The following is a 24811-nucleotide window of genomic DNA, read 5'->3' as shown; positions in this document are numbered from 1 at the left end:
CAGAAACAGCAGGTCAGGGCAAGCTTGCCCTGACCTGCTGTTGTTTGTCCTCTCGGTGCCGAGGTCATGACCTATGACGGAATGCTCCGCGTCACGAGGAAGGGGTGGCAAGGTGGTCCCGCAGTTGGATATGGCGGAACTCGTAGACACCCCCAACCTGCCGAAGGACACCCGACCGATGGGCGTCATCTAGGAACGCCATCACTCCCCAGGGCAATTTGCGGCCGAGTGGCAGGTAGACGCGGGCTATGAACCACGGACCCCACACCGGGAAGAAGAGTACCCAGCTCAACAAACCCGCGTACATGGTGGCCAGCCAACCGAGCGCCCATCGGCCGTCACCGAGGACGGCGTCGAAGGGCAGCCCGAACGCGCGCTCGAACGCGAACCACATCATGCACCAGAACACGGATGCGCCGCCCACGCCGATGCCGAGTCCTTGCCGTAGTGCGGTCACGCGGTCGGTGTGGAGCAGGTCCGCCGGGCTCACCGTCTCCGTCGGATCGACCGGCACTCCCATGGCCCTGATGAAGGTGACGACGAGCCAGATGCCGGATCCGGCGAACACCCCCGCGGCGGAACCGACCGGAATCACGTTGTAGGTTTCCATGACCGGGGCGGCCGCGACTCCGAAGAATGTTCCGCCCGCCGTCCAGACAATGATCCACGCTAGTGTGCGCCAGCTGCGCAGCCTGCGGGACAAGTCCTGAACGATCTCGCCGACGCGGCCCTTGGCCCGCAGCCGCACCCGCGCGGGTGTGCGCCGGATACCGCGGCCCCGACCGACGAGGATGCCGCCCACGACGCCGCTGACCACCCCGGACACGAGCGTCGCGGTCAGCCAGGCCAGTTGGCCATCACTACCGCGCCATTCACCGACCCACCCGGTGATCCCGATGACCGGCCACACCGTCAAGGCAATGATCGAACCCGCGACCAGGCCGACGATGGTCCTTGGGACGGCATAGATCAGTTGCCACCAGACGAGTTCGTTGGTATTCCTCCGTTTCACATGCCTGGCAAGGAAGCCGAGCCACTTATTCGCGTCGTCGGCGTTGTAATGCTTTCGGAGGCCCGGTACTTGGGTGCGGTAGATGCGCGAGTACACCGCGGGAACGAATCCGTCCAGCAGCCGGTGCTCCAACGCGCGTCGGCGGTCGTCCGCAGGATCGGCTACCCGCTGGTCGAGGATGGCGAGCAACACGGCCGGATCAGCGTCGGTTTCGCTGAAGATCGTCCGCGCCAGCATGATCATCAACGGCGTGGACAACACATCCAGCAACACGGTGTATCGGGGCTGTGCCCGCGCGCGGGCCAGCACTGGATGCCATTTGGTTTGCCCGCCAAGGTTCTTCGGGGTAGTCAGCGGCAGGTACTCGGTGATCTGATCGGGGGTGAGGTCAGCCAGCTGGACCACCGCTGCGGCGCTGAGGACGTCTTCGGCCGGCACGACACTCTCGTACTCGTCGAGACGACTGGTCAGCAGTAACCGGTCGCCTGGGCGGAGGGCTGCGTTGATGCCGCGGATCGCGGCGGCCCGCAGTTTCTTGTTGATCTCGTCGAATCCGTCGAGCACGGGGATGATGCGCTGGTCGTCCAAGAGTCGAGCGGCGAAGGACTTTCCGACCGCATCTTCTCCCGTCAGCTGCGGCGAGATGATCTCGACCAGCTGATCGACCAGCCACAGGCGCAGGGGGATCGCGGTGGGGTTCCATGAGTACACCGAGAACAGGACCGGCACCGGCTGACGTGAACGGGGGATCCTGCGCTCGAGTGAGTCCAACACGAACCGTGACGCCAAGATGGTCTTTCCCGCACCGCCCTTCCCGAGTACGACAATCCGCCCCGAGGGTATGCGCTGGAAGACGTCGACGATCTGGTCGAGTCGACCGCTCAGGTCGATCGGGGTATGCCGCTCCGCCGATCCATGGATGTTCTCCCAGTGGTCCGCGAGGTGGTCCGGCCCGTTGTCCCAACGAGTTTCCATCGGCAACGAGTCATGCACGCGGCGAACCGTTTCCTCGTCGCGCCACAGTGCTCGTACCGCAGCGGCGAGCGTCTCGGTGAGCTCGTCGAGTTGCCCGGACGAATCGTGATGAGCCGGAGTCCGCCGCCCTTGCCAGACCGCGACTACCAGCGCAACCACCGCCAGCGGAAAGCCAACCACGGCAACCCACATGCTCACAATGCCCGCGAGCCAACTGCCGCGTTCGAGATCCTCCTGTGTCAGCCGCAGGACGAGCCAACTGACAAACGCCACAAAGGAAACTCCGCCAGCAATGGCACCGATCCGCAACCACGACGTAGGGTGACCTGGCGACACGGACATCATCATTGCGCACCCGCGTCCGCGGTGTCTCCCCAATTGCCATGCTCAGCGCGGCGAAACGGGGGCAAATGTCACCGGGCATGATGCCGAAACCGTAGTCCAAGGGCTGCATTTGGCATCCCCAACAGGGATCTGCTCCCGTGCGGGCCCGCACTCAGATCGGATCACTACACTCCGTTGATTGCGCTCGTTTCAACCCGTCAAGATGATGGACAGGCCGGAACGGAACTCGTCTTCAGGGTCGCTGCCGGTTGCGGCGTGGGCGATCTCGATCAGCTTGGCGAAGCCATCGGGTGGCAAGGCCGCGATACGTTCGGTGATGGTGACAGGGTCCGGCTCGCGCGCCGCGGAGAGCGGTCCAGCCAGTTCGGCTTGCGCGAGCCCGGTAATGAACCCGGACACCGCGCGGAACGCGATCAGTAGTTCGGCACCGGATCTGCCGCTTCGGGCAAGGGCCTGTAACAACGCCTCCGCGATCACGAGGGTGGGCAGGTCGAGGCTGCGGCGCGTGAGAAGGAGAGGAATGGCGTGCGGGTTGGCCCGAATGGCGCGCCACATGCCCCCGGCCACCGCGAGGATCTCGTCGGTCCAGTCGTAGCGGAGAAGGTCGCGACCGACGCGCCGCACACCATCGTCCAGCACTACGACGCCGATCACTTCACTGTTTATCCCCCGCCGATCGTGCAGCGGGTCGTCGCCGACCAGATCGACTTCCTGACCGAACACCTCGCATAGATTGAGGATCCCGCGCCTCTTGCACATGACCGGCCTGATCGGGTATCCCGGATATCAGGAGGTGTTCGATGCCGTCCTCCGCACCCGATCCCATGACGCGGACAGAAGAGGTCATCGTGCCGTCGGAGTCCATCCGGCTGGCGGGGCTACTGGCCGTCCCGGAGAACTCCACCGCCCTGATCGTCTTCGCGCACGGGAGCGGAAGCGGCCGGCACAGTCCGAGGAATCGGTTCGTCGCCGACGTACTGAATCGGGCGGGACTCGCGACGATGCTGGTCGACCTGCTGGTCGCGGACGAGGAGGGCGACCGTACCCGCGTTTTCGATATCGAGCTGCTCGCCCATCGTCTCGTCGACGTGACCCGCTGGCTGCGCACGCGATCGGGTCTGAGCGGCCTTCCCACCGGATATTTCGGGGCGAGCACCGGTGCCGGTGCCGCGCTGTGGGCGGCCACCGAACCCGGCACCGAGATCGCGGCCGTCGTCTCTCGCGGCGGCCGCCCCGACCTGGCCGGTCCGCGGCTGGCGCTGGTCCACGCACCGACGCTACTCATCGTCGGCGGTAACGATCAACAGGTGCTCGAGCTCAATCGGGAGGCCAGGCTGCGGATGCCGTGTCCGAGCGAGATCGATGTCGTCCCCGGTGCGACGCACCTGTTCGAGGAGCCCGGCGCACTCGAGCAGGTGGCGGATCTGGCCAGCGACTGGTTCCGCCGCCATCTCAGCGTTGTGTGGCGTTGAACACTACTGGCAGGTCGTCGGGCCGTGATGCGACTCTGGTACCGAAGCCGCGGCTGATCTGTTCGATCGTTTCGCACAGCCATCTGGATTCGCTGCGCGCCGCCGATTCGAGGCGCATGCGCCGCACCCGCAGCGGAATCATTCGCACCTCCACCGCACCCGGATCGATGGACACGAGATACAGCAGATGAAGATCGGTGCGGTACCGCTCGTGACCGTGGATGCCCTCGTAGTCGTCGATGACGTCGCCACACCCGTACAGAATCGGTTTGCCCCGGTAGATCTCGATCGGCCGCGGATGATGCGCGGAATGGCCGTGCACCAGGTCGACGCCGGCATCGACCAACCGATGAGCGAACTGTGTTTCGCTTCGTGCCACCCCGTAACCCCAGTTGGGTCCCCAATGTACGGACACGATCGCGATATCATCGTCGCGCTTATGGGCCAGCACTTGTGCTGCCACCTGGTCGGCGACATCAACGCTCGGTGAATCTCCGACCCGCCACAGCCCGGGCCGATCGCGACGCGCTGCCCAGAATTCCGGGACCCCGCTCGAGCCCGCGGCCACCGAGACGATCACCACCCTGCGTCCGTCGTCGAGTTCCGATATCGCCGGTGCCTGGGCGTCGTCGAGATCCGCGCCCGCTCCGGCGCGGCGGACGCCCCCGGTATCGAGCGCTTCGAGGGTGTCCACCAGCCCGTGGATACCGAAATCGAGGACGTGATTGTTGGCCAGCGCGCAAACGACCGGTGCGATCACGGTCAGCACCGGCAGATTGCCGGGGTTCATCCGGTAGTGGATGCCCTTGGCGGGGGCGAACGCACCGTCAGCGGTGATAGCGGTTTCCAGGTTGATCAACCGCACCTCGGGGTGGACCTGCGCGAGAATCGGCAGCACATCACCCCATGGTCGGCGGAAATCCACCGGACGGGTAAATGCGCCGTGCACACGTTCGGCCAACTCCACATACGTCCGCGCATCGTCGACATACCGTTCGCGCAGCGTCGGGTCGCCGGGATGCGGCAGGATCTGGTCCACACCGCGCCCCAGCATGACGTCACCGCCGAGCAGGACCGTCGCCATACCACCATTGTCGATCTACCGGACAAAGAGTGCACCTACTAGTAGCGCACCCGGCCCCGCCTGCAGGACATGGGCAGCTTCGAGCGGAATCGAGAACATTCGAACTTCGTCGGCTGTGCGAGCCACGATCGCGATGCGATGATTTCCCGGTGACTCAGTGGCTTCCACTCTTCGGTTCCCTTGTCGTCGCCATCGCGGCGGTGGTCGGCGTACTTCTCAACAACCGCACCAATCGCGCGGCGGTGACCGCCGCGGACGAGCGCAACAGGGTCACGCTCGACGCGGCGCAGCGGAATGTGGAGTTGACGAACTCGGCCGCGGAACGCCGCGAGCACGATAAGTGGCGGCGTGAGTCCGTGCTGGCCGCAGTGGCTTCCGTGCTGGCGATCTCCGCCGATGTCCGCCAGCAGTTGTTGTACTGCGACCGCTGGGAGGCCGACGAGCTGGACGAGATCGGCGCGGACGTGCTCCAGACCATCGCTGGGGCAAGGGGATACATCAGCAATCTGCGTGTCCTCGCGCATCGGAAGATCCCGAATCGCTGCGAGGATCTGACACGGACGCTCACCGCGGCGCTGAACATTTCGTTGCAGCGGCGCAGGATCGAAATGGACGCCGAGGCGACCGGTGAGGAGATCTCCGAAATCCAAGCGCTGTGGTCGAGGGCGATCGAGAACACCGTCGAGGAGGAACGCTCGGTCATCAACGCGACCCGTGTCGAGCTCGAGATCAAAATCTCCACCGACCTCCACTCGGCTTCGCCCGAACTGGCCCTCAACCGAGCCTGATCCACCGGTTCCGCTTCGCCGACGCAGGACGCTCCGCACAGGTTCTGAACCGCGCGAAGAGCCTGTCACCTTGTGAAGCGCGCCCTCCGAGGTGGAGAGCCCGCGGGTGCCGGACGTACCCGGTGGCATGGCAGGTTCAGCAGGTTCGGAGGGCAGCGATGACCTCGTCCAGCGCGGAGCGGAGTAGGGACGCGTAGGTGTCGAGGTCGGGTAGGACCGCGGGATCGGCGTGCAGCGAGAGGGTGATGGTGTCGCCGAGGCCGTGTACGCCGTGGGTGAGGTGCATGACCGAGCCGACGGCGGGAAAACCGGCGGTGAAGCGGACCCGGCCGCCGCCGAAGGTGAGGTCGGCGGGCCCGCGATCGACGCTGGAGACAATCGTGTGGCCCGCGATCGAGTCGGGGACAGTGTCGAGGGGATAGCGGTCGACGTCGCGGCGTAGCAGCGGGGCAGGGAGGGTCGCGGTGACCCGGTCCTGGGCGGACAGCAGCGGGTGGCGTGCCCGGAGACGGCGATCGGCGAGCGCCGTGCCGATCTTGTCGGCGCGCAGGCGCAGGTCCGGTTCGTCGGCGAACAGGTCGACGCCGAGGCTGCGGTAGTTGTTGCGCGGGTCGTCGTCGCTTCCGGCCGACGGCTCGGGCAGCGCCATCGGAACCTGCGCGCCGAGACGTTCCACATGTTCGCCCCGGTCCGCCAGATACCGCGCGAGCGCCAGTGACACCGCGGTCAGGACCACAACGGTCACCGTGTCACCAGGTGCCCGAAGACGCTCGGCAGCGCACACGAGCATACGCACTTGGTGTTGCGAGATGCCCTCTGCCACAGTTCGATTCACCTGGCTCGGCAGAAAGCCGACGCCAGGCGGCGGTAGTCGACCAGTATCGGTCAGGTACGCCAACTGCTGCTGCGCGTGGAAGGCTTGGTAACCGCGCACCGCGGTCGACGCCAACCGAACCGGAATGCACAGCAGCCCCAGCGCCGAATCAACCAGTGTCCCAGTGGATATCCGCCCGCCCACGATCATCTGCCCGCGGGCCACCACCGCAGAACCGATCGACAGCCCACCGGTGACCACCGCCCAGCCGACCTCGCGCACCCGAGCGAACAGGGTGGACAACGCCTGTGTCTCGCCACCCGGAATCACACTGCGGCAGACACCGCTCACCCCCGCATCGGCCTGCCCATCCACCACTCCCGTACCGCCGGCACCGCGACTGCTCGGCGCCACCAGACCCGTTCGGCGATAACTCAGAGGCGGAGCATCCCCCTTCCGCACGTCGGACTCGATGAACAACGCCCGCGCGATAGCCGCCGCCCGCCGCCCGTCCGCCAGAGCATGCGACATCTGCAACACTGCCACCAGCGCGGGTCCATCCTCCGGGCCTGGCGCGTCGACGACCCCGCGGAACACGTGCACCCGCCATGGACGTACGGCGGCATCCACGCCGGTGCCGAGCACCTCCCCGAGAGCGTCCACCAGATGCACCCAATTCGGCTCCACCAGCCGATGCTCCACGAATTGCTCGGCAGCGAATTCGCAGGGCATCCACGATGGGTAATCGATGTCCGCGGGCAGTTCGCGCAGTCGAACCCGCAGATCATCGATCCGCGCACTGCGTTCGGCGACCGAGGCGCGCAGTTCCTCGGTCGGGCACCCCTCGTCGTGGAAGCAATACAAGAGAAACAAGTCGTTGCGCGTGCGCTTCGACAGCCAGTACATCGTCGCGTCCTGCGGTGCCATCGCGCTCACGGATGGAACGATATCGACCCTGATTGCGGCGGCATTCGACGACGTAGAAAAAAATATAAATGATCTTGTTCCACAATTGAGACCGAAACCCCTCTCGATTCCGCGGATCCCGTCTGCTACCGTCCGTAGTAGGAACAGATACCACTCTCAACCAGGGCGGGGTGTCGGCCATGGCTACACAACTGGTTCGCAAAATAGGCGCGCAAGCCGACGAGGCGGACGAACGCTATCGTGCCGCCGCATTTCTGAAGCGGTCGATCAACAAGGTCTTCCCGACTCATTGGTCGTTCCTGCTCGGTGAGATCGCGCTCTACAGCTTCATCATCTTGTTGCTGTCGGGTGTGTATCTGACCTTGTTCTTCGATCCCTCGATGACCGAGGTGGTCTACAACGGGACATACCAGCCGTTGCGCGGTGTGACCATGTCGCGGGCGTACGAGACCGCGCTGGACATCACCTTCGAGGTGCGTGGTGGTTTGTTCGTCCGCCAGGTGCACCATTGGGCGGCGTTGTTGTTCGCGGTGTCGATCATCGTGCATCTGTTCCGTATCTTCTTCACCGGCGCGTTCCGCAAGCCGCGGGAGGCGAACTGGGTGCTCGGGTCGCTGCTGTTGATCTTGGCGATGTTCGAGGGGTTCTTCGGCTACTCGCTGCCGGATGATCTGTTGTCCGGCACCGGTCTACGCGCCGCGTTCTCGGGTATCACGATGAGCATCCCGATCATCGGTACCTGGATGCACTGGCTGATCTTCGGCGGTGACTTCCCCGGCGAGATCATCATCCCCCGTCTCTATGTCGCGCATGTGCTGCTGTTCCCCGGCATCATCCTGGCGTTGATCGCCGCGCATGTGGCGCTGGTGTGGTACCAGAAGCACACCCAGTTCCCCGGACCAGGCCGTACCGAGAACAATGTGGTCGGCGCCCGTATCGTGCCGGTGTTCGCCGCCGATCAGGGTGCGTTCTTCGCCTTCACCCTCGGAATCGTCGGCATCATGGGCGGGGTGTTCCAGATCAACCCGATCTGGAACCTGGGCCCGTACAACCCGTCGCAGGTGTCGGCGGGGTCGCAGCCGGACTTCTACATGATGTGGACCGACGGTATGGCGCGTCTGATGCCGCCATGGGAGCTGTATCTGGGTCGCTACACGGTGCCCGCAGCGTTCTGGGTCGCGTTGATCATGGGTTTGGTGTTCACCGTGTTGATCGCGTACCCGTGGATCGAGAAGCGGCTCACCGGCGACACCAGCGCGCACCACAACCTGCTGCAGCGTCCCCGCGACGTGCCGGTGCGCACCGCGATCGGCGCTATGTCCATCGCGTTCTACGTGGTACTGACCCTGTCGTGCGTCAACGACATCATCGCCTACAAGTTCGACATCTCACTGAACGCGACCACGTGGGTCGGCCGGATCGGGCTTCTGCTCGCACCGCCGATCGCGTACTTCCTCGCCTACCGGATCTGTCTGGGTCTGCAGCGCAGTGATCGTGCGGTGCTCGAGCATGGCGTGGAAACCGGTGTGGTCAAGCGTCTTCCGCACGGCGAGTACATCGAGGTGCACCAACCGCTGGGCCCGGTCGACGAGCACGGCCATCCGATTCCGCTGGAGTATCAAGGCGCCCCGGTGCCGAAGAAGATGAGCAAGTTGGGTTCCGCGGGCAAGCCGGGCACCGGCAGCTTCCTGCGCGCGGACCCGCGGCAGGAGTCGGAGCGGAACCGGTCGCTGGAGCACGAAGAAGAACGCAAGCAGCTTGCTGTGCTGCGCAGATATCAGGAGCGGACGAACGGCCGCGGCAACGGCTCCGCCGGTTGATGATTCGGCATCGCATCGCATCGCACGCGCCCTGAATACCGCGAAGGCCCCGAGTCCATCCCGCCCCGGGGCCCGCTTGCCTTATTCAGGCGTTTCCGAACCAGTTCAGCTGCGCCGGAACTCTCCCGTCGAGACCCCCGCTAGGAATGCATCCCACTCGCCCGGCGCGAAGGCCAGGACCGGGCCACGTCCACTGTCCTTGGTATCACGGACCGCTACATTGCCGTCGATGAGAAAGGCGACTTCCACGCAGTTCCCATCCGGACCGCTGTATGTGCTCTTGCGCCACACAGCGCCCGCCACATCAACCTTCACGGCACTAGCTCCTTTGCTGCGTCGAGAACGAGATTTCTCCTGACATCGTTCTAACTACCATCGGCACTCGGCGGAGACGCCGAATGCCGTAGCGCACCCTTCGGGAGAGCACACTTTCCCGGTGCGTCCATATCGCACATCGGGTTCGAGAGGAATTCACCTCGCGCGGGGTTGTCCCCGTGCGGTAAACACTAGCAGGTCCATCGAAAGTTTGCCCGCCTCTTATCTATTCAATCATCGCAACCACGCACGTTTGCGAAGGACGAGAGTTGCGGGAGCATTGCCAGCCGGTGGCATCCATTCCGAACACCGGCGTTCCACAATCTTTTTAACGGATGTAATTGCTCCGTTATCACTCGGACAATTCGCCCGGCGGGCAGTGCCCCTTCGACGGTGCCGCCGCGGCCGTGCATCATGGAACCTATGGTGGAACGCGATCGTGACGATGCAGGTCGTGCCCGTAGCACCCGTCCGCGCGACCGCCTCGGGCGTCCGCTGCCGCCGGGAAGTGCCGGAGTTGCCCGAATTCCGGACGATCTGAATCTGCCGCCACAGCAAACCCTGACCTTCGCCCAGCAACTGCTGGACGACGGTTTAGCATTCAATGCACATGAGGTATTAGAGGCAGCATGGAAGAACGGGCCGTTCGCTGAGCGGATGCTGTGGCAGGCGCTTGCTCAGTTCGCTGTCGGCCTTACCCACATACAGCGTGGAAATCCCAAAGGGGCGCGTACACTGCTGGACCGGGCTGTGACCCGGCTGGCCGCCTATCGGCCGGAAGACGACAGAGTGCCCTACGGGATCGACCGTGTCGGACTGATCGCTCACGCCGAATCGCTGCTCGCCACGCTCGACGCGGGCGTCGAACCGGCCGCCGACAACCTCAAGCCCCGTCTCCGCGGCTGATCGCACACCCCTACCATGGCCACCGTGCGCACCTCATCGTTCTCCAGTCGGCCCCGTGCCTGAGGTCGGCGCGGGCCGGTATGCGCCGAGCCCGTCCGGGGACCTGCACCTGGGCAACCTCCGCACCGCCCTGCTCGCCTGGGCGTTCGCCCGCTCCACGGGTCGGCGCTTCCTCCTCAGGATCGAGGATCTGGACCGGGTGCGCCCCGGCGCGGAGCAGCGGCAGCTGGACGACCTCGCCGCAATAGGGGTGGACTGGGACGGGCCGGTGGTGCGGCAGTCCGAGCGGCTGCCACACTACGAGGCCGCGATCGAACGCCTCACCGCCGCCGGACTGACCTACGAATGCTATTGCACCCGAAGGGAAATCCAGCAGGCCGCGACGGCGCCGCACGGGCCGATGGGCGCCTATCCCGGCACCTGCCGCACACTGACCGCACGGGCGCGAGAAAGGTTGTATACCGACGGCCGCCCGGCCGCTCTGCGCTTACGCGCGAAGGCGACCGAGTTCGAGGTGGTCGACGAACTGCACGGACGTTACCGCGGCCCGGTCGACGATCTGGTGCTGCGCCGCGGCGACGGTGTCCCGGCCTACAACCTCGCGGTCGTCGTGGACGACGCGGCGCAGGGCATCGACCAGGTGGTGCGCGGCAACGATTTGCTGCCGTCGACACCACGGCAGGCCTATCTCGCGACGCTGCTCGATCTTCCGGTGCCCCGCTACGCCCATGTCCCGCTGGTGCTCGACCCGGACGGGAAGCGGCTGGCGAAGCGAGACGCCGCGGTGCCCCTGGCCGACCAACGGGCGCTCGGCAACACGCCCGAACAGGTCGTGGCGGCCCTCGCCGCCTCACTCGGCTGCACCGCGACATCGTCATCTGAGTTACTCGCACATTTCGACCCCGGGCTTCTGCCCTGGGAACCGTGGATACTCGACGTGAGTGGGTTGTTGCAACGCAGTCGATGTCCGTAACGTACGCAACGTCCGAACTACCGATCACTCGACGAGGACAAACAATTATGACAAGCGGTGGGTACGACCCCAACCAGTATCCGCAGGGCGGGCAGCCGTACGGGCAGCCGTACCCGCAGGGCGGCGACCAGTACGGGCAGCAGCCCCAGTACGGGCAGCAGCCCCAGCATGGCCAGCAGCCCCAGCATGGGCAGCAGCCACAATACGGCCAGCAGCCGCAGCAGCAGTACGGCCAGCAGCCGCAGTACGGGCAGCAGCCCCAGTACGGGCAGCAGCCGCAGTACGGGCAGCAGCCGCAGTACGGGCAGGATGCCTACGGTCAGCAGCCGTACCCGCAGCAGCCGGGCAACTTCGGCTACAACGGCCAGCCTGGTGACCTCGGCACCCGCATCGGCGCCCGCGTCATCGACGGGCTGATCCTGATGATCCCCTACTTCATCCTGTACATCCTGGTCAACAACTCGCTCGGCCTGACCATTGGTCTCGGCCTGGTCTGGACCCTTGTCGAGCTCGGCTACTTCGTCGGCATGGAGACCTCGCAGGGCACCACGCTGGGCAAGAAGATCCTCGGCCTGAAGGTGCTCGCCCCCGGCGGCGCCGCCAAGATCGACCCGGTCACCTCGCTGAAGCGGAACCTCTTCCTCGCGGCGAACATCATCCCGTGCGTCGGCGGCCTCGTCGCGCTGGGCCTGGCGATCTACATCATGGTCACCATCTCGCAGGACCCGAACAAGCAGGGCTGGCACGATAAGTTCGCCGGCGGCACCCAGGTCGTCAAGGCCTGACACGGGGCAGCGGTACGACGCGTAAGGGGCGCACCCGATTCGGGTGCGCCCCTTACGCTTTCCCGGCCCTTGCCGCTATGAGCTCGTCGACCCCACGATGATCACGACGACGAACCACAGGATGGCGAGCACGATCGCACCGACACCGATCCAGACGCCGGCGAGCGCCATGCCGCGCCCCTCCTGCCCGGACTGCTTGATCTGGTTCAACGCGACCGCACCGAGGATGATGCCGACGATCGAGCCGATTCCACAGGTGACGAACCCGACCAGCGACGAGATCAGCGCACCGATCGCCACACCGTTGGTGCCCTGCACCGGAGCGCCATAGGGCTGGTAGGGGCTCTGGTAGGCGTAGTTCGGCTGCGGATAGGGCTGCGCGGGCTGCTGATAGGACGGGTACTGCGGGTGCGGAGGGGGCGTCATCGGCTGCGACGGCGGCTGCACCGGGTGCTGCGGCGCCGACGGATAACCCGAAGGCGGCTCGGCGTTCGGGTACTGCGGAACCGAACTCTGCCCACCGGACTCCGGCGACACGCCTTGGCCGCTGTACTGCTTCCACCATTCGTCGGAATCGCCGGGATTCGTCATTGGTACAGCGTATTCCACAACCTGGTTGGATGATGCACGTGAGTGAGTCGAAGACAACCGAAGAACACGGACCTGGAGACCCCGCGCCAGAGCATGCGGCATTCGCCCAGGTGGCGCGGGGGTACTACACACCGATCGTGGCGGTGTTCACCGCGACGCTGATCATCTCCAACATCTGCGCGACCAAGGGCGTGCAGTTCCTCAGCGACCATTCGGTGAAACTGGGTCCGCTGGAGATCCTGCCGATCACCACGGACGGCGCCTGGTTCCTCTTTCCCCTCGCCTACATCATCGGCGACGTGCTGAGCGAGATCTACGGCTTCCGCGCCGCGCGCCGGGCCATCTACTACGGCTTCGCCATGCTGCTGCTGACCGTGGTGTGCTTCAAGATCGCCATCGAACTGCCCGCCGCGACCTTCTACGAGAACCAGGACGCGTTCCGTTCCGTCATCGGAACAACCCCGCAGCTCGTCGCCGCCGGTCTGGCGGGCTATTTCGTCGGCGAGATGCTGAATTCGGCGACACTGGTGCTGATCAAGGAGCGGACCAAGGAGAGGCACCTGTGGGCGCGCCTGATCGGGTCGACCGTGGTCGGCGAGTTCGGCGACACGCTGATCTTCTGCTCGATCGCGGCCACGGCCATCGGCATCGACTCCTGGGGACAGTTCGTCAATTTCGTGATCGTCGGCTTCCTCTGGAAGACGCTCGCGGAAGTCATCGTGCTGCCGATCACCTATCGGGTGATTGCGTGGCTCAAGAAGCACGAACCCAGCTACGCGCCGAGCGAAGTTCCCGCTCTGCTCCGATGAAGGGGTGTCGAGTCCACGATGCGGAGTCCGGTTCAGACCCTATGACGTCCGGATCCGGCCCCGCCAGCGACCCAGGGTCTCGGCTTTGTGCTCGTAGAAGTAGCCGCCGTCGATACTCTGCCGGATGCGATCGACGAGCCGCACCGTGAACCGCTCGTTGTGGATCGTGCACAGCATGGCCGCGAGCATCTCCTTGGCCTTGAACAGGTGGTGGATGTAGGCGCGGCTGTAGTTGGCGCAGGTGTAGCAGTCGCAGGTCTCGTCGATCGGGGTGAAGTCGCGCCGGAAGCGGCTGGTGTTGATGTTGAACCGGCCTTCGGCGACGTAGATCGCGGCGTTGCGGGCGACCCGAGACGGGTTCACGCAATCGAAGGTATCCGCGCCGTTCTCGACGGCGGTGAAGATGTCCTCCGGCTCGCTGATGCCGAGCATGTGGCGCGGCTTGTCCTCGGGCAGCTCGTCCGAGCACCAGCCGACGATGGCGCCCAGGTTGCGCTTCTCCAACGCGCCGCCGATGCCGTAGCCGTCGAACGCCGTTCCCGCGCTTCCCCGGATCGATTCGAGTCCGCGACATGCCTTACGCCGCAGATCCTCGTACTGCGCGCCCTGGATGACTGCGAACAGTGCCTGGTACGGGCGGTGCGTGCGTGCGGCCGTCAGCCGTTCGTGCTCATCGATGCAACGCTGCGCCCACTCGTGCGTGCGCTGCAACGACTTCTCCTGGTAGGCGCGGGTGTTGAGCAACGTGGTGAGTTCGTCGAAGGCGAACATGATGTCGGCGCCCAATTCGTGCTGGATGCCCATCGACACCTCGGGGGTGAACCGGCGCTCGGAGCCGTCCAGGTGCGAGCGGAAGGTGACGCCGTCGTCGTCGACGATGGCAAGCCGCTCCTTGCCCGCAGCGATCACGTCGTCGCTGCGGACGTCGACCGCCTCCATCGCAAGCACCTTCTTGAACCCGACGCCCAGCGACATCACCTGGAACCCGCCGCTGTCGGTGAAGGTCGGCCCGGACCAGTTCATGAATTTGCCGAGCCCGCCCGCCTCGTCCACGATGTCGGCGCCGGGCTGCAGGTATAGGTGATAAGCGTTGGCCAGCAGCGCCTGCGCGCCGAGATCCTTCATGGTCTCCGGCAGCACCGCCTTCACTGTGGCCTTGGTGCCCACCGGGATGAACGCAGGCGTGGCGATCGGGCCGTGCGGCGTGCCGATCATGCCGGACCGGCCGTGCCGCCCGTCCAGGCGAGCACCGACGGTGAAGGAGAAGGATTCAGGACCGGACACCCCGCCATCCTCCCAGGGCGGCGGCCGCCGACCGCAGCAGGCCACCGACCATCAGCTCCGGCACCGCCCGTGGGTGCGCGCGTGTCGACATCGTCGCCCAGCACGGCGGCGAACACCGCCGCGCCGCAGGCGAAGGCAACCCTGCACAGTGATCGCCTCCAGACCCAACCACTCGGCCCGACCCCCACTTCCGAGCGCAGCGAAACCGAGCATTCCCCGTTCACGGCCCGCGCGGCCAAAACTACAGAGCCGCGGCGAACTGGGCGTTGTACAGGCGGTAGTACGGCCCGCGCTCCTCGAGCAGGCGTTCGTGCGTGCCGTGTTCCACGATCCGGCCCGCCTCCATGACGACGATCAGATCGGCGTCGCGGATGGTGGAGAGGCGGTGGGCGATGACGAAGCTGGTCCGGTCCCGGCGCAGCGCGGCGGTCGCGTGTTGCACCAGCAGCTCGGTACGGGTGTCCACCGAGCTGGTCGCCTCGTCGAGGATGAGGATGGACGGCTTGGCCAGGAATGCTCGCGCGATGGTGATCAGCTGCTTCTCGCCCGCGCTGACGCCGGAGCCCTCCTCGTCGATGATCGTGTCGTAGCCGTCGGGCAGCGCGTGTACGAAACGGTCGACGTACGCGGCGCGCGCGGCCGCGATGATGTCCTGTTCGCTCGCGTTCGGGTTGCCGTAGGCGATGTTCTCCCGGATGGTGCCGCGGAACAGCCAGGTGTCCTGCAACACCATGCCGATGCGCGAGCGCAGGTGGTCGCGGGTGATCTCGGTGATATCGACGCCGTCGATGGTGATGGTGCCCGCGTCGAGCTCGTAGAACCGCATGACCAGATTCACCAGCGTGGTCTTGCCCGCGCCGGTAGGGCCGACGATGGCGACCACGTGACCAGGCTCGACCAGCAGCGAGAGCCTCTCGATCACCGGCTTGTCCGGTTCGTAGCGGAATGAGACGGCCTCGAATTCCACCCGGCCGCGATCCACCGGGCGGGTGTCGGCCATCGCCGGGTCCGGGCTCTGCTCCTCGGCGTCGAGAATCTCGAAGATCCGCTCGGCCGAGGCGACACCGGACTGCAGCAGGTTGGCCATCGCGCCGATCTGGGTCAGCGGCTGGCTGAATTGGCGGGAGTACTGGATGAACGCCTGCACGTCACCGAGCGACAGGTTGCCTGTCGCTACCCGCAGGCCGCCGACCAGTGCGACCAGCACGAAATTCACGTTCCCGAGGAACATGATCGCGGGCATGATCAGACCGGAGATGAACTGTGCCGCGAAGCTGGCCTGGTAGAGCTCCTGATTGCGCTTGTCGAACTCCTTGCCGACCTCGCGGTTGCGGCCGAATGCGGTGACCACCTCGTGCCCGGTGTACGCCTCCTCGACCTGAGCGTTGACCAGGCCGGTATATTTCCACTGGTTGACGAAGTGCGGCTTGGAGCGTTTCGCGATTTGCGCGGTGACCACGACCGCGGCGGGCACGGTGAGCAGCGCGATCACCGCCAGCAGCGGCGAGATCCAGAACATCATTATCAGGATGCCGAGCACCGAGAACACCGAGGTCAGCAGCTGGCTCATGGTCTGCTGCAGGCTCTGCGAGATGTTGTCCACGTCGTTCGTGACCCTGCTGAGCACGTCACCGCGCGGCGCGGAATCGAAGTAGCGCAACGGAAGCCGGTGGATCTTGTCCTCGATGTCGCTGCGCAGCCGCTTCACTGTCCGATTGATGACGATGTTGAGCAGATAGCCCTGCAACCAGCCGAACACCGCGGCGCCGAGGTAGAGGACGAGCACGAGCGTGAGAATCTTGCCGACCGCGGCGAAATCGACTCCCACGCCCGGGATCACGTTCATCGCGCCGAGCATGTCGGCAAAGGTGTTGTCGCCCTTGGCCCGCAGCGCCTCGATCGTCTGGTCCTTGGTGACGCCGGACGGCAGTTGTTTGCCGACCACGCCGTCGAAGACCAGATTGGTCGCCTTGCCGAGGATGTACGGGCCCAGCGTGTTCAGTACCACGGATACGACGACGAGCAGGATGATCAACCCGACGTAGAACCGTTCGGGAGCGAGCCTGCGCAGCAAGCGCCGCAGCGAAGGGCCGAACGATTTCGCCTTGGCGTCCGGCGCACCGGGACTCGGCATTCCTGGCCTCATCGCGCCTCCCGCGTCCTGCGGGGGTTCCCGCACCCCGTCGGCTCGACGAGCGCTGCGCGATTGTGTCTCATCGCGCCTCCCGCGTCCTGCGGGGGTTCCCGCACCCCGTCGGCTCGACGAGCGCTGCGCGATTGTGTCTCATCGCGCCTCCTCGGCACTCAGCTGCGATTCGACGATCTCCCGGTACTCCGAGCAGTCCCGCATCAGCTGCTCATGGGTGCCGACGCCCGCCATCGCGCCGTCCTCGAGCACCACGATCTGATCGGCGTCGCGGATGGTCGTGATGCGCTGGGCGACGATGACCACCGAGGCGTTCGCGGTCTCCGGCTTCAGCGCCTCTCGCAGCCTGGCGTCGGTCGCGACATCGAGCGCGGAGAACGAGTCGTCGAACAGGTACACCCTCGGCTTCTTCACCAGTGCCCGCGCGATCGCCAGTCGCTGGCGCTGACCGCCGGAGACCGTCGTGCCGCCCTGCGCGACCGGGGTTTCGAGGCCTTTCGGCATATCCCGGACGAAATCGGCGGCTTGCGCGATCTCCAGTGCGTGCCAGAGATCCTCGTCGGTGGCGTCCGGATCGCCGTAGCGCAGGTTGCTCGCGATCGTCCCGGAGAACAGATACGCCTTCTGCGGGACGAGGCCGATCCGTGAGCGCAGCAGCTCGAGGTCGATGTGGCGGACGTCGGTTCCGCCGACGTAGACCGCGCCGTCGGTGACGTCCATCAACCGGGGAACGAGGTTGATCAAGGTGGTCTTGCCCGCGCCGGTGGACCCGACGATCGCGGTGGTGGTGCCGGGGCGCACCTGGAACCGGATGGCCTTCAGCACCGGCTTTTCCGCGCCGGGAAAGGCGAATTCGGCGAACTGGAAATCCACTGCGGCCGGGTCGTCCTTGAACGGCTGCGGCAATCGCGGTGGGCGAACCGAGGATTCGGTGTCCAGCACCTCGGCGATGCGGTCCGCGGAGACCGCGGCGCGCGGCGCCATCATGGCCAGGAACGAAGCCATCATCACGGCCATCAGGATCTGCATGATGTAGGACAGCATCGCGGTGAGCGAGCCGATCTGCATGTGCCCCGCATCGATCGCGTGCCCGCCGAACCAGATCACCGCGACGGCGGTGACGTTGCTGATCAGCATGACCGTCGGGAACATCAGCGCCGTCAACCGGCCCACACGCAGCGCGGTCTCGGTGAGTTCGGTGTTGGCCACGCCGAAGCGCCAGGTCTCCTGCCGCTCCCGCACGAACGCCCGGACCACGCGGATGCCGGTGATCTGCTCGCGCAGCACCCGGTTCACCTCGTCGATCCTGGTCTGCATCTCGCGGAAGCCGGGCACCATCCTGGAGATGATGAAACCCATGGACAATCCGAGTGCGGGCACCGCGATCAGCAGCAGCCAGGACAGGCCGAGATCCTCGCGCAGCGCCATGATGATGCCGCCGACGCACATGATCGGCGCCATCACCAGGATGGTCGCCGACATCACGATGAGCAGCTGAACCTGCTGGATGTCGTTGGTGTTACGGGTGATCAGCGACGGAGCGCCGAACATCCCCACTTCCCGCGCGGAGAATGTGCCGACCCGGTGCAGCACCGCGCCGCGCAGATCACGTCCGGCACCCATAGCCGCCTGCGCACCGAGATAGACCGACGAGGCCGACGCGACGATCTGCACACCGGTGACCGCGAGCATCCATAGGCCGATGGTCCAGATATAGCCGATATCACCCTTGGTGACGCCGCCGTCGATCAGATCCGCGTTCAGACTCGGCAGGTACAGCATCGCGATGACGGAGATCAGCTGGAGCACAACGACCCCCGCCAATTGGGCGCGGTAGGGGTACAGATGTGCGCGAAGCAGTCTGATCAGCATGATGAGTCGCAGGCTACCGGCAAACGGTGTACTCCGTCGCGGAGATTCCTGACCAGCATGAATACCCTTTCGTCGGGGTGCGCGGCGCTATCTGCGCGACCACGCTCCCGGATCCTCGGTGAGCGACTCGACGAATCCGGGCAGTTGATTCCGCGCGATGTCGTCGATCGACACGTTCTCCAGTACGGCGCGCAGGTTCACCCGTAGCGCGATCCACACCCGCTGCAACGAGTCGGCCGCGCCGGGATAGCGCACGTCCTCTGGTCGTTCGCCGCGGACCGACGCCAGCGGGCCCTCGACCGCGCGGATCACGTCGGCGATGGAGATCTCGGATGCGGGCCTGGCCAGCCAGTAGCCGCCCTCCGGACCTCGCCTGCTGATCACCAGATCGGCCCTGCGGAGCTCGCCGAGCACCGACTCGAGCACCTTGGGCGGAATTCGCTGCGCGGTGGCGATGGCCTCGGCCTTGACCACCGGGGCGGCCTCCGCGATGGATACGCCGAGTCCGACCGTGGTCTGGTTCAGCCGCGATGCGCGCGCGATCTCGAGCAGCGTCCGCACCGCGTAATCGACCTTCGCGCTGATGTGCACAGCGACAACTCCCTGGCGTTGGCGGCGGTAGGTCGAATCTACGCGGTTCCACACGCGGTGAGCACGCAAGTCGCCGCGTCCAGGAGGGACGACTCGACCAGCGAATCGTCGGCGCCGGGGACCAATTCCTTGGTCACCAGCGCGACGCCGATCACCTCGAGCGCCGCGCAGGCCCGGAGCCTGGCCTCCTCGGTGGCATTCGGCCCGGCCAGCCATTCCCGCAGCACCCGGCTCGCGTCCATCACATCCGGGTAGCGGTCGGCCATCGCGTTGATGATCGCGACCGTGTCGCGCATGATCAGTGCCCCGGCGCCGCGGTGGTGGATCAGCCCGCGCAAGTAGGTCCGCAGGACCTGGCGAATACCCTCGGCATCGTGCGGCACCTGGTCCAGATCGACGACCACCGATCGCATGTGATCGACGATCGGATCGATGATCGCGAGCAGCAGATCGAGCTTCGAGGCGTAGTGATAGTAGAGCGAAGCCTTTGTGATTCCTACCGCATCCGCGACCTCGCGCAGGCTCGTCTGTTCGAATCCTTTGGCTCCGAACAGCTTGACCGCTGCGTCGCGGATTGCAATTTTAGTGCCTCCACCTGCCACAACAGTGTCAGGTGCATCTCGGACAGCCATGGGATGATCCTCTCATCACTTCTGCGCTGAGCTAACGGTGCCAGCAAAATAGAGGTTGCACCTCCGCTTAGCTCCTGGGTAGTCTACCTACCGCACGGTAGGCAGAAAGCGTCAGTGTGGAGGCGGGGCAGGCAGGGCTCCCCGCGAGAGTGCTGTCTACACGCGGAACCAGCACGTCCCAGCCATCGCTAGGAGTAACCCCTCGTGTCCGTTTATCTGTACAGATGGGGAAAGTTCGCTTTCCGCAGGAAATGGATCGTTCTTCCCGTCTGGCTCGTCTTGTTCGTGCTCCTCGGCGGTTTGGGCGCACAGCTCAGCAAGCCGATGACCAACGACTTCAGCATGCCGGACCTACCGTCCGCCCGAGCCAACGACATCCTCGACAAGCACTTCCCTGGCGCCTCCGACGCGTTCAAGTTCGACGCGGTCACCGGCACCTACGTCATCAGCGCGCCGGAAGGGCAGAAGCTGACCGATTCGGCGAACCGTGCCGCGGTCGAAGCGTTCATCGCGAAGCTCGGCCAGCTCGACATCGTCGACCATGGCAAGCCGATCACGAACCCGGTCGAAGCGGCCGAGAAGATGGGCTGCCTGGCCAACCCCGACCCCGCCCAGTGCAGTGGCGCGCCGCTCAACGTGCTCAGCAAGACCGCGCCCGACACCGTGGCGGTGATGAACGTCCCGTTCACCATCGCGAAGTTCACCGATGTGACCGATACGGACCGTGACGCGGCGTACCAGGTGGCCGCCGACGCACGCAATGCCGGGCTCACGGTCGAGATGAGCGGCTCCATCGCGACGAAGCAGGAGGCCCCGAGCGGCAAGTCCGAGATGATCGGCATGGCCGTCGCGTTGGTCGTCATGATCGTGGCGTTCGGCGCCATCGTCGCCGCGTTCGTGCCGATCGTCACCGCGATCGTCGGACTCGGCGCGGCCACCTCGCTGATCATGCTCGGCACCTCCGTGATCGAGGTCCCCAGCTTCACCACGTTCCTCGCATCGATGATCGGCATCGCGCTGTCCATCGACTACGCGCTGTTCATCGTGTCCAGGTACAAACACGAACTCGCGGTGCAGGATTCGCCCGAGGAGGCGGCGGGCACCGCGCTCGGCACGGCCGGTTCCGCGGTGGTATTCGCCGGCCTGACCGTCATCATCGCGCTGGCGGGCCTCAGCATCGTCGGCGTCCAGTTCATGACGTTCATGGGTCTGGGTGGCGCGATCGCCGCCGGCTTCGCGGTGCTCACCGCGATCACCCTCATGCCAGCGCTGCTCGGCGCGTTCGGCCGCGTGCTGTTCAAGCCGAAGCTGCCGGTGGTGGCCCAGCACGACCCCGAGGACGAGCACTCGGTCACCAACGGCATGCGCTTCGGCCGACTGATCGGCAAGGCACCGTGGGCGGCGCTGATCCTCAGCGTCGTGGTGCTCGGCGCGCTCGCCGCGCCCGCGGCGGGCCTGAACCTCGGCCTGCCCGGCGACGACAGCATGCCGAAGACATCTACCGTCCGCAAGGCCTATGAGCTGCGCACCGAGGGCTTCGGCGAAGGCAGCAACGGCGTGCTGAACGTGGCCGCCGACCTGACCGACGTGCCCGCCGAGAACCGGCAGGCCGCAGTCGGGGCACTGCGCGACAAGCTCGCCTCCTACCCGGGCATGGATTACGTCACCGAGCCGCAGTGGAGCAAGGACGAGCAGGGCGTGCTGTTGGACGGCGTGCCGAAGTCGGGCCCGAACAACCAGGCCACCAAAGATCTGGTGCAGGACGCCCGCGACGCCGAAGGACAGCTGAAGGCCCAGTACGGCATCGAGTACGGCATCACAGGAAGCACCGCGATCTACGCCGACGTCGACCACGTGCTGCTCAGCAAGATCGTGCCCTACCTGGCGATCGTGGCGGGTGCGGCATTCGTTCTGCTGATCCTGGTGTTCCGATCCATCCTCGTGCCGCTCACCGCGGCACTCGGATTCCTGCTTTCGATGGCCGCGACCTTCGGCGCGACCGTGCTGATCTTCCAGCAGGGCAAGCTCGGGCTGATCGAGGACCCGCATCCGCTGGTCAGCTTCCTGCCGATCATGCTGATCGGCCTGGTGTTCGGCCTCGCGATGGACTACCAGGTGTTCCTGGTGACCCGGATGCGTGAGGAGTTCGTCAAGGGCAGGTCTCCCAAGGAAGCGGTGGTCGCCGGCTACCACCACGGCGCCCGCGTGGTGACCGCGGCCGCGATCATCATGATCTCGGTGTTCGGCTCCTTCCTGCTCGAGACGGATGTGACGGCGAAGTCGTTCGGCTTCGCGCTGGCGGCAGGCGTGCTGCTGGACGCGTTCATCGTCCGGATGGTGCTGATCCCGTCGCTGCTGGTGCTGATGGGCAAGTGGTCGTGGTGGATGCCCGAGTGGCTCGACCGGATCCTGCCGGACATCGACGTCGAGGGCGCGAAACTGCGTGAGCTACAGCAGCGTTCGGTGGACACCGTGCAGATGCCAGTCGGCGTCAGCTGATCCGAAAACCGCCGCTCGGCCCCGCATCCCGATTTCGGGTGCGGGGCCGAGCGCGTTTCCGGTTCTCGAGTTCGTGGGCATTCGTTCGGCTACTGGCTGGGCTCCGGAAGCTCGCAGTCGCCGACCTTCGGATTCATGCCCGTGTAGTTGAGCGGGCCAGCGAGCGCCGTCACGGCGATCGTGCCCCATCCCGCACAGTCGATAATCGGGCCGCTGTCGAAGTAATGGCGCTGACCGGCGGCGAGCAGCCCGACGGCCAGCCAGATCATCAGCACGAACCCGACAAGTCGGGTACCCGTTCCGCGTGCGGCACGCCTGTGAGTTCCATGGTCGCGCATCTCATCGCTCCCTTCCGTGCTTGCCATGGCTGGATACCCGGATGCAGGTTGGTTACCCCGCCGCTACTGGCGTGGCCGCGGAACGTGTCCGCCGGCGACCTTCGGGTTCATCCCGACGTAGTCGACCGGCGCCGCGAGCACAGTGCTGCGTAGCGGGGCGTAGTCACCGGGCTACGGCCGAAGTAGCGTCGCCGGCCCTCGTCGAGCGGCCCATGTTTTGCGCAGGCGGCCGAGCGGAATCCGCCCGGCCGCCGAGGTCACTCTGCCGTACTACGGACTCGGTTGCGGCACATTGCAATCCGCAATCTTCGGGTTCACGCCCATATAGTTCAGCGGACCTGCGATGACGGTGACAGCGACGGTGCCCACACCGGCGCAGTTGACCGGGCCGCTGTCGAAGTAGTGGCGCTGCGCGGCGGCGACCACGCCGATCAGCAGCCAGACCAAGACGATTACACTTCCGATTCTCATGTTTCTCTCGCGCATCGTTCCCGCGCGGACTGTTCTACGGCGCATTATGACATCGCGTCCTTTCCGCACTTCCGTATCCGGCGTATACCCCCGATTTCGCCGAATATCCGCCGTATGCGGGGGGATTCTCGGCTCGCCGACCAACCGGTTCGGATGTCGGGAGCGCGGCCGTTCGCCCCGTCCCTGGTACTTTCGGGTGGCATGGCGTCGGTATTGCAGTCGTCGATTCCAGGTTGGGTGATCCTCCTCGTGCTCGTCGCGGTCTACGAGCTGACCGTCAACAAGCGCCGCAGGCGGCGCCGCACCCCACTCTCGGGCACGTTCACCGACGAGTTCACCGCGCTGCTCTACAGCACCAAACGCATGGAACTCGACCACCGCGAATCGATCTCCATGCTGCGCGACGAGCAGGACCACGGTGCGCCACCGCTGCTCGGCGTCGACCTGGACCGCCACACCGTCGTGCTGCGCAAAGACGAACACCGCTAACGAATTTCCGCTGCGAACCGAGGTTTTCGATCTCCGGCAAGTGATTCACCGCGCTGAGAGCTTCTCACGTTCGAAGGCGATGACCGTTGACTCCGCACCTGGCCGCAGCCGATGCCTTCGTTGTAGCGACCCCGGGATGCGGTCCCGTTGCGCCCACCGAACCGGCCGTCCGCCGCCCTGCGCCCGTCTTACACCGCGACGGCGTTCAGCAGCGGTCCAAGCCCCTTGAAGTCGTCAGGGTTGCGGGTGTACAGCGGCAAGCTGTGCTGGACTGCCGTAGCTGCTATCTGGAGGTCGGCCACTCGTCCTCGGGGTTTACGCCCGATCCGCTCGAGGAGAAAAGCCAATGACCCATACACGTTGGCCGTCTCGGCGTCGAACGCGAGTGGATTGAACGATTTCGCGACCCACTGAAACTGGAGTTGGCGTCGGGCTTGTTTCATCGGATCTTTGGTGGAGTGCAGTCCCGCGGCGAGTTCGGCAAGGCTTATCGCACTGATGGCGGCTTCCGCTTCATCGGGCAGCGCTGATTGCACCTCGGGGTAATCGATAAGGATTGATGTGTCGAGCAGCACGTGCCGGGGACTGGTGGGTTCATTCACGGCCAGGGATCTCCTGGTCGATCATCGCATCCATGTCGGCACGCCACTCGTTGTAGTCGATACGCGGGAGGTGGGTGCTGGTGCGGGCGAGTTCGGCGATGGGCACGAAGGTTTGCCGTGTCAGGGGCTTGAGTTCGGCGACAGGTTTGCCATTACGGGTGATAGTGAAGCTCTCGCCGGCTTCGACAGCGGCGAGGACCTTGCCGCTGTCGTTGCGGAGGTCGCGTTGCTGGATCGTTTTCATACCCCCAGGCTACTCAAACTGCTACGT

General features: G+C 65.5%; 23 protein-coding genes and 1 pseudogene. 9 read left to right on the top strand and 15 right to left on the bottom strand.

The features are described from left to right. Nucleotides 1-91 precede the first annotated feature (91 nt). Together OHB12_RS26185 and OHB12_RS26180 are read right to left on the bottom strand one after the other, a co-directional pair. On the bottom strand, nt 92-2260 hold the full coding sequence (locus OHB12_RS26185) for an NACHT domain-containing protein (RefSeq protein WP_327111606.1): 2169 nt from the start codon (nt 2258-2260) through the stop codon (nt 92-94). A gap of 261 nt (nt 2261-2521) precedes the next feature. Next, nucleotides 2522-3091, bottom strand: coding sequence for a TetR/AcrR family transcriptional regulator C-terminal domain-containing protein (locus OHB12_RS26180; RefSeq protein ID WP_327111604.1), 570 nt, complete (start codon nt 3089-3091; stop codon nt 2522-2524). Between the two features lie 56 nt (nt 3092-3147). Here OHB12_RS26180 and OHB12_RS26175 point away from each other — a divergent pair. Then, nucleotides 3148-3804 (top strand): annotated as a pseudogene (locus tag OHB12_RS26175) (dienelactone hydrolase family protein); the annotation flags it as partial. Here OHB12_RS26175 and OHB12_RS26170 read toward each other — a convergent pair. Beyond that, the gene (locus OHB12_RS26170) at nt 3785-4888 is read right to left on the bottom strand and encodes a CapA family protein (protein ID WP_327111602.1); all 1104 of its coding nucleotides are present in this window, start codon (nt 4886-4888) and stop codon (nt 3785-3787) included. The pseudogene OHB12_RS26175 and the gene OHB12_RS26170 sit on opposite strands and share 20 nt — an antisense overlap. 149 nt (nt 4889-5037) lie before the next feature. Here OHB12_RS26170 and OHB12_RS26165 point away from each other — a divergent pair, with 149 nt between their 5' ends. Further along, nucleotides 5038-5676, top strand: coding sequence for a hypothetical protein (locus OHB12_RS26165; protein ID WP_327111600.1), 639 nt, complete (start codon nt 5038-5040; stop codon nt 5674-5676). A 136-nt stretch (nt 5677-5812) separates the two neighbouring features. On the opposite strand, the gene OHB12_RS26160 is transcribed toward OHB12_RS26165, so the two are convergent. Then, nucleotides 5813-7426, bottom strand: coding sequence for a hypothetical protein (locus OHB12_RS26160; protein WP_327111598.1), 1614 nt, complete (start codon nt 7424-7426; stop codon nt 5813-5815). A gap of 170 nt (nt 7427-7596) precedes the next feature. On the opposite strand from OHB12_RS26160, the gene qcrB reads away from it, so the two are divergent. After that, entirely contained in the window at nt 7597-9237 is a 1641-nt protein-coding gene (qcrB, locus tag OHB12_RS26155) for a cytochrome bc1 complex cytochrome b subunit (protein ID WP_327111596.1), read from the top strand. 105 nt (nt 9238-9342) lie between these two features. Here the strand turns inward: qcrB and OHB12_RS26150 are convergent, their stop codons facing one another. Then, nucleotides 9343-9552 carry a DUF397 domain-containing protein gene (locus OHB12_RS26150; protein WP_327111594.1) on the bottom strand — a complete coding sequence of 70 codons (210 nt, stop codon included), beginning with the start codon at nt 9550-9552 and terminating at the stop codon, nt 9343-9345. A gap of 423 nt (nt 9553-9975) precedes the next feature. Here OHB12_RS26150 and OHB12_RS26145 point away from each other — a divergent pair, with 423 nt between their 5' ends. From OHB12_RS26145 to OHB12_RS26135, 3 genes are read left to right on the top strand one after another with little or no spacing between them, the layout of a single operon-like run. Beyond that, complete coding sequence (locus OHB12_RS26145; protein WP_327111592.1) at nt 9976-10458, top strand: DUF309 domain-containing protein; 483 nt, start codon at nt 9976-9978, stop codon at nt 10456-10458. A 55-nt stretch (nt 10459-10513) separates the two neighbouring features. Then, nucleotides 10514-11431, top strand: coding sequence for a tRNA glutamyl-Q(34) synthetase GluQRS (gene gluQRS, locus OHB12_RS26140; RefSeq protein WP_327111590.1), 918 nt, complete (start codon nt 10514-10516; stop codon nt 11429-11431). A gap of 47 nt (nt 11432-11478) precedes the next feature. Beyond that, the gene (locus OHB12_RS26135) at nt 11479-12216 is read left to right on the top strand and encodes an RDD family protein (RefSeq protein ID WP_327111588.1); all 738 of its coding nucleotides are present in this window, start codon (nt 11479-11481) and stop codon (nt 12214-12216) included. A 75-nt stretch (nt 12217-12291) separates the two neighbouring features. Here OHB12_RS26135 and OHB12_RS26130 read toward each other — a convergent pair whose 3' ends face one another. Further along, nucleotides 12292-12807 carry a DUF4190 domain-containing protein gene (locus OHB12_RS26130; protein WP_327111586.1) on the bottom strand — a complete coding sequence of 172 codons (516 nt, stop codon included), beginning with the start codon at nt 12805-12807 and terminating at the stop codon, nt 12292-12294. Between the two features lie 32 nt (nt 12808-12839). Here OHB12_RS26130 and OHB12_RS26125 point away from each other — a divergent pair, with 32 nt between their 5' ends. Beyond that, nucleotides 12840-13616 (top strand): queuosine precursor transporter, encoded by a 777-nt coding sequence (locus tag OHB12_RS26125; protein ID WP_327121479.1) that lies wholly within the window; start codon nt 12840-12842, stop codon nt 13614-13616. A 39-nt stretch (nt 13617-13655) separates the two neighbouring features. Here OHB12_RS26125 and tgt read toward each other — a convergent pair whose 3' ends face one another. The 5 genes from tgt to OHB12_RS26100 form a co-directional block, all read right to left on the bottom strand. Next, nucleotides 13656-14900, bottom strand: a complete 1245-nt coding sequence (tgt, locus tag OHB12_RS26120; protein WP_327111584.1) for a tRNA guanosine(34) transglycosylase Tgt — start codon at nt 14898-14900, stop codon at nt 13656-13658. A 241-nt stretch (nt 14901-15141) separates the two neighbouring features. Further along, nucleotides 15142-17046, bottom strand: coding sequence for an ABC transporter ATP-binding protein (locus OHB12_RS26115; protein WP_327111582.1), 1905 nt, complete (start codon nt 17044-17046; stop codon nt 15142-15144). Nucleotides 17047-17184: 138 nt separating this feature from the next. Beyond that, entirely contained in the window at nt 17185-18918 is a 1734-nt protein-coding gene (locus tag OHB12_RS26110; protein WP_327111580.1) for an ABC transporter ATP-binding protein, read from the bottom strand. An 87-nt stretch (nt 18919-19005) separates the two neighbouring features. Next, a complete protein-coding gene (locus tag OHB12_RS26105) occupies nt 19006-19509 on the bottom strand; it encodes an RrF2 family transcriptional regulator (protein WP_327111578.1) in 504 nt (167 codons plus the stop codon). A gap of 38 nt (nt 19510-19547) precedes the next feature. Beyond that, a complete protein-coding gene (locus OHB12_RS26100) occupies nt 19548-20141 on the bottom strand; it encodes a TetR/AcrR family transcriptional regulator (RefSeq protein WP_327111576.1) in 594 nt (197 codons plus the stop codon). 204 nt (nt 20142-20345) lie between these two features. Between OHB12_RS26100 and OHB12_RS26095 the strand changes: the two genes are divergently transcribed. Then, complete coding sequence (locus tag OHB12_RS26095; RefSeq protein WP_327111574.1) at nt 20346-22640, top strand: MMPL family transporter; 2295 nt, start codon at nt 20346-20348, stop codon at nt 22638-22640. Nucleotides 22641-22729: 89 nt separating this feature from the next. Here the strand turns inward: OHB12_RS26095 and OHB12_RS26090 are convergent, their stop codons facing one another. Next, nucleotides 22730-23005 carry a hypothetical protein gene (locus OHB12_RS26090; protein ID WP_327111572.1) on the bottom strand — a complete coding sequence of 92 codons (276 nt, stop codon included), beginning with the start codon at nt 23003-23005 and terminating at the stop codon, nt 22730-22732. A gap of 243 nt (nt 23006-23248) precedes the next feature. Further along, entirely contained in the window at nt 23249-23449 is a 201-nt protein-coding gene (locus tag OHB12_RS26085; protein WP_327111570.1) for a hypothetical protein, read from the bottom strand. Between the two features lie 114 nt (nt 23450-23563). Here OHB12_RS26085 and OHB12_RS26080 point away from each other — a divergent pair, with 114 nt between their 5' ends. Continuing rightward, nucleotides 23564-23938 carry a DUF6191 domain-containing protein gene (locus tag OHB12_RS26080; RefSeq protein WP_327111568.1) on the top strand — a complete coding sequence of 125 codons (375 nt, stop codon included), beginning with the start codon at nt 23564-23566 and terminating at the stop codon, nt 23936-23938. Between the two features lie 188 nt (nt 23939-24126). Here OHB12_RS26080 and OHB12_RS26075 read toward each other — a convergent pair whose 3' ends face one another. Beyond that, nucleotides 24127-24540, bottom strand: a complete 414-nt coding sequence (locus tag OHB12_RS26075) for a type II toxin-antitoxin system VapC family toxin (RefSeq protein ID WP_327111566.1) — start codon at nt 24538-24540, stop codon at nt 24127-24129. Beyond that, complete coding sequence (locus OHB12_RS26070) at nt 24533-24784, bottom strand: type II toxin-antitoxin system Phd/YefM family antitoxin (protein ID WP_327111564.1); 252 nt, start codon at nt 24782-24784, stop codon at nt 24533-24535. Before OHB12_RS26070 ends, OHB12_RS26075 begins: the two co-directional genes overlap by 8 nt. Nucleotides 24785-24811: the final 27 nt, after the last annotated feature.

The organism is Nocardia sp. NBC_01730 (genome assembly GCF_035920445.1).
Lineage (GTDB): Bacteria > Actinomycetota > Actinomycetes > Mycobacteriales > Mycobacteriaceae > Nocardia.
This window is presented reverse-complemented; position numbering and strand designations above follow the sequence as displayed.